This window comes from bacterium (assembly GCA_021372535.1).
In the GTDB taxonomy this organism is placed as follows: domain Bacteria; phylum Latescibacterota; class Latescibacteria; order Latescibacterales; family Latescibacteraceae; genus JAFGMP01.
Window position 1 is genome coordinate 1 of the sequence record JAJFUH010000216.1, and the last position, 5154, is coordinate 5154.

Sequence of the window (5154 nt, forward strand, 5' to 3'; positions counted from 1 at the left end):
TTCTTCTTCCGAAAACCGGTTGTGACCGCGGGGCTTTTCAACGGGTTTATAAATTCACAGGCTTTAATGGTCTATATTCTATTTATAATCAATGTATTAAAATACAATTCGTCGTGGATTTTAGGGGTTGCCAGCATGTAAACATGTTCCCGGATTATTAACCGGGAATCGGTACTTCGTGCCGGCCTTTGACAGCTTTTATCCACTCGTACGATTTTTTCACAAGGCTTTTTTAAAGCTGAGCGTCGAAAGTGGAAAGCTTTTCGGTCACAGCCGGTTTGACTGCCGAAGTGAGAATCGAGGGATTGAGCTGTACAGTATTGCCGGAGATAACGGCGAGAATACCCGCTGTTTTCTCGACAATTGGCGTAATGATGCGTTTCGGGAAGGATATCCGGGCATCATGGGTCATTGACCAGCTCAGCGCCGCCCCTCTCACATCGATACTCGTGAAGCCGCAGTTCGAGAGCAGCCGTGTTATAGTATTTTTATTGAAAGAATACAGATGAATGACTGTCTGGTCGAGCCTCGCAAACTTCGGAACGATTGCGGCGAGCTTGCCGAATGCTTTCGATGCGTTGATATGGAAAGAGGAGTTCGGCATCCTGACAAAAACCGCGCCGCCGGGTCTGAGAACCCGGTACACTTCATTCAGCGTCCTGGCCGGGTCGAGAATCTGGTCGAGAACATTCCAGAATGTCACCACATCGAAATAGTTTTCGGGAAAGTGCGCATCCTCGAGTGTTGAAGGATTGATTTCGAGGCCGTACTGTTCACGGGCGAAGGCGACTGCCTGAGGTGACAGTTCCACACCGTAACAGTTCCATCCCGCATCCTTGCAGGCGCTGAGAAAAAACCCGTGACCGGCGCCCACATCGAGAATACGGTTTGTGCTCCTGTAGGCATCCATATGGGGGACATATACCGAGGACAGGTGCTTGCGGGCTTTCATCCAGTCCTGTGTAAATGTCGAATAATCCAGCTCCCGGTAATCGTCGAGGATTGTTTTTTCGTCCTGCTGAACGATACGGTAAACAAGGCCGCAGGACAGGCATCTGACTATGGGAAGCCGTATTTTACCAAAAGCCGGGGTCCTGAGTTTTGAGCCGCATACGATGCAGGGAGGATAATCCACTGTGCTGTCAGTCATATTCCGGTACCATTATTCATGTGTGAGAGTATATCAGAATTGAATCGAAAAAGGCCGTAAATCCATTCAGACCGTATCTTTATAAAAAATATGATTATACAGTGCTTGTCAAGGAGTAATTGTAATCTGGCGACCCCCCATTTTTTGAACACTTTTTATATGTTACTTCCTTTGCGTGCCCAAATGAAGTAACCAAGGAAAGGGCACCCCGTGAAAAGCCTTATTCCCCGTTCACTGCCCGTTTTTCGGGAATGTGTGAACTCACGAGCCTTCGGCTCGCTCGGACAGCACCCATTCTTTTTCCGAAAAGCAGTTGTGAACGAGAGGCTTTTCAACGGGGTTAAAAATGACCAGTAATAATCATATATATTCTATTTATAATCAATGTATTACAATTCACTTCAATGTGGGTTTCAGGGGGGCGCGAGGTAATTGTAATGAATAATCGGAACAATACGAGTCTATTCAACCCCGATTCAACACAAGATACCAGGCAGCCCGAATATTCGGACGGGGAATGCCGGAACATTCCCCGGTATTGCGTAAAAGGCTACTTTTTGAATGTGAATTTACCGAATTCCCATGGTGTATGGAAACTGGGGCGTTTTGTCGGATTGAAAGCGGCGTACCAGTCGTCGTCTTTCTTTTTCGAGTCTCCGCGCTCGATGCGGTAACAGTTGATGCGCCACATATCGCCGTCCTGCGGAGGACGGGTTTCGGCCAGCCACATTTCATCGAACGGGATGGCGAGCTCCACCGTCCAGAATTTATCCTTCGTGCCCTCTTTTTTGCCGTCGCCATCGACATATACGGCGCGTTTAAGGTCTTTGAACGACCAGTCGAACCAGCCGGAGATGCGTCCCTGAAATGCTTTGCCCTGGTTGAGAACAAACAGGTCGACCGCATTGTTGATAGGGCTCACTTCCAGCTCGTAATAGGTAATGCCTTTGCCGCCGGGATCGATAAAGATTTCGACGACTTCCTCGTCCCAGAGAGCGCCGTCGAACTTCTCGATGGTTGCCCATGCATCGGGGTCCTCACAGTAATATCCCACATAGAGATATGTGTCATCCCACAGGAGTTTAACCGTGCTCCTGAGCGGGACCGGCTTGCCCGTGTTTGTTTCGGTAAGCGTTGCCTCGGGTGCATTTTTCCATGCCGCATCGTCGAGTTTCCCGTCGATGGTGATCGCTCCCGAAGCGCGGTTGATGGTGTACGATTTAACATCCTGCACCGATACACTCGTCGGCGCCGCCATAATCATCGCGCCGAGAAGCATGGTAACCGCAAGAGCTGTGGAAAACCATATTCGTGTGGCTGTTGTGTTTTCTGGTACGTGCATGATACATTCTCCTTTGAAATGTATGCTATTTTTTGAATGTGAACTTCCCGAATTCCCATGGTGTATGAAAGCTTCCGCGCTTTGTCGGATTGAAGGCGGCGTACCAGTCGTCGTCCTTGTTTTTCGAGTCGCCGCGCTCGATGCGGTAACAGTTGATGCGCCACATATCGCCGTCTTTCGGAGGACGGTTATCCGCGGTCCATATCTGTTCGAACGGAATTGCAAGCTCCACTGTCCAGTATTTATCCTTCGTGCCTTCTTTTCTTCCATCACCTTCGGTATAGGCGGCAGCCTTGAGATTCCTGCAATTCCATTCTTTCCAGCCCGTAAAGCGCCCGTCATGCTCACGGCCCTGATTGATGATGAACAGGTCGACCGCCGTGCCGATGGGATTCACCTCGAGTTCGTAGTAGGTGTGGCACTTGTTTTCCGGATCGATAAAGACCTCGACGACTTCCTCTCCCCAGAGCGGATCATCGAATTTATCAAGGGTCGCCCATGCGTCGGGGTCTTCGCAGTAGAAGCCGAAATAGATGTTTGTATCGTCCCAGAGAACGCGCACGGTGCTTTTAAGAGGAACCGGTTTTCCCGTGTTGGTTTCCGTGAACACCGCCTCGGGAGCGTTTTTCCATGCCGCATCGTCGAGCTTGCCGTCAAGGGTGATCGTTCCGACCGCACGGTTGACCGTATACGCTTTCACATCCTGCGCAGCCGGCGTATTGGGCCGTGAGGCGAGAATAAAGCCGATAAGCATGACAACAAGAGTACGAAAAACGTAATACAATATACTTTTAAGAATCGATTCTGCAAACATGGTCCGATCTCCTGTCAGAATTGTTATAGATAAGCTATATCCGGTTTTTTTACTGTACCTCTATCATCGCTCATGATAAATACTTTTCAAGGTCCTTAAGCTCCTGGGGAGTATAAGGCTCCTCGAAAGCGCTGTCTGTGGGCTGATTGCCCTTTTTGAGCGCTGCCGAGACAGGGGGCAGCTCCCATCCCTCAACCTCGCTCCGGGTAACCGGCGCCCCGTTCTTTTCGAGGACCGATCTGAATCCCATGAGGAACATGAAGGCTTTTTCGAGGAGATCATCACCCGTTTCAGGTGCATTCCGTTTCTCGATCATCTCCTGAATGACAAGCTGCATGGCGTTCCATGTATTATAACGGAACCATCCCGGGCTCGCCGGAATTTTGCCCTCGAAATCACCTGAATGGTCGCCGAACAGACGCATATACGCGTTGCCGTCCATGCCCGACTGAAGATGAAGCTGGCCGTAAAACGGATTGCCGTCGCTGTTCTCGTGGACATAACTCAGCGCGCCGGGAGGGGTTCGCCAGTCGGGTGTAAGATACGAAGCGGCGCGGCATTTTCCCCGGCCTTTTTTACGTTCGTTGCGGAGAACGGCGGCGATGTAATATACCCCATGGATGCCGTGACTGTAATAATCGCTCATGGAGTTGTGGGCTGCATATCCGAGAATACGGGGCATTTTTTCGGCCTTGGCCTGGAGGTCGCCGACGCTCTCGGCGAATTCCCATGTGGAATTGCTCATGAGGGGGCCGCCGCCCTTACGGGCATCCTCGATCATGATCCGCGCCTTTTCGACCGAGGTGGTAAAGGGACGGTTGACGAAAGTGGGCATTCCCGCCCGCAGAAACGGCCGGGCCATGAGATGATACAGGGAGACAGCAGGAACGGCATCGATGTAGACACCGTCCACAGCACCGACGAGGTCATCCATATTCTTCACCGCAGTGACACCCGGAAATTTGTCGGTAAACCGTTTGGCGTATTCCGGGCGGAAGCTCCATATTTTGGTAATGATCATGCCGGTTGTCCGCATTTTACCCTCGGACGGATTCATCGTTTCAGCCCAGATGTTGTAGGAATGACATCCGTGGGCGACAACCATGCCGACCTCGACAAGATCGGAGGGATTTTTGCGGGCGAAAGGCTGCCGGGCCTGGGCCTCCGAAACGTTCGGAGATGCCTGAAATGCCAGAGCACCGGCGCTCATGACAGCGCTTTTCTTTATGAAATTTCTCCGTTTTTCCACAACTGCCTCCGCTTTCCATCATATTTAACCCGGATTATTCAGAAACGCCGAAAAGAGTAGCGGTAACTATGATATAATATCAATAATAACAAAATTCTATAATGTTATCCATGCTTTCACATGATCCCCCTCGACTTCGCCGTTTCCCCCTTATAAAACAAAGGGGGAGCCAGCCCATCTCCCCTCTTAAAAAGGGGGGATGCCGCAAAGCAGAGGGGATCTCTTATAAGAAAAAAACAAATTTATGAATAATCCGGGTTAAAACAGTTCGTATTAGGAAAATATATTGAAAAAATATATATTATACAGTGTTTTTTTGCATTTATCGATTGAAAGCGAAACCATACCGGTTGTCGCGCGTACTAACAAATAGAAATGATAATTATTATTAACTTTTTTCATATAATGTAAATCCGGAGGAACTATGAAACGGCGGACGTTTATCAGGGGTCTTGGCGCGGCGGCTTCTGCATTGCCTTTCCTGGGGTGTTCGGTGCTTTCGGGAAGCGGTAAATACCGTGCGAAGATGCCTCAGGGAGCTATTGCTCAAACGACCCTCGGGAAAACGGGTATCAAGATTTCGCGCTTCGGTTTCGGCT

4 protein-coding genes are annotated in these 5154 nt (G+C 49.9%); all 4 read right to left on the bottom strand.

Annotation, left to right across the window (positions count from 1 at the left end):
- Nucleotides 1–232: 232 nt before the first annotated feature.
- The 4 genes from LLG96_18520 to LLG96_18535 all read right to left on the bottom strand — a co-directional run bounded on the left by LLG96_18520 (nucleotide 233) and on the right by LLG96_18535 (nucleotide 4555).
- Nucleotides 233–1150, bottom strand: a complete 918-nt coding sequence (locus tag LLG96_18520) for a class I SAM-dependent methyltransferase (GenBank protein ID MCE5252201.1) — start codon at nucleotides 1148–1150, stop codon at nucleotides 233–235.
- Between the two features lie 550 nt (nucleotides 1151–1700).
- Nucleotides 1701–2492 carry a carbohydrate-binding family 9-like protein gene (locus tag LLG96_18525; GenBank protein MCE5252202.1) on the bottom strand — a complete coding sequence of 264 codons (792 nt, stop codon included), beginning with the start codon at nucleotides 2490–2492 and terminating at the stop codon, nucleotides 1701–1703.
- 25 nt (nucleotides 2493–2517) lie between these two features.
- On the bottom strand, nucleotides 2518–3306 hold the full coding sequence (locus LLG96_18530; GenBank protein MCE5252203.1) for a carbohydrate-binding family 9-like protein: 789 nt from the start codon (nucleotides 3304–3306) through the stop codon (nucleotides 2518–2520).
- Between the two features lie 70 nt (nucleotides 3307–3376).
- Nucleotides 3377–4555: a Gfo/Idh/MocA family oxidoreductase gene (locus tag LLG96_18535; GenBank protein ID MCE5252204.1), complete on the bottom strand. Its 1179-nt coding sequence runs from the start codon at nucleotides 4553–4555 to the stop codon at nucleotides 3377–3379.
- Nucleotides 4556–5154 lie beyond the last annotated feature (599 nt).

What these genes read in the sequence shown, in the direction of transcription:
- LLG96_18520 (MCE5252201.1), bottom strand. Translation starts at nt 1,150, where the DNA reads ATGACTGACAGCACAGTGGATTATCCTCCCTGCATCGTATGCGGCTCA.
- LLG96_18525 (MCE5252202.1), bottom strand. Translation starts at nt 2,492, where the DNA reads ATGCACGTACCAGAAAACACAACAGCCACACGAATATGGTTTTCCACA.
- LLG96_18530 (MCE5252203.1), bottom strand. Translation starts at nt 3,306, where the DNA reads ATGTTTGCAGAATCGATTCTTAAAAGTATATTGTATTACGTTTTTCGT.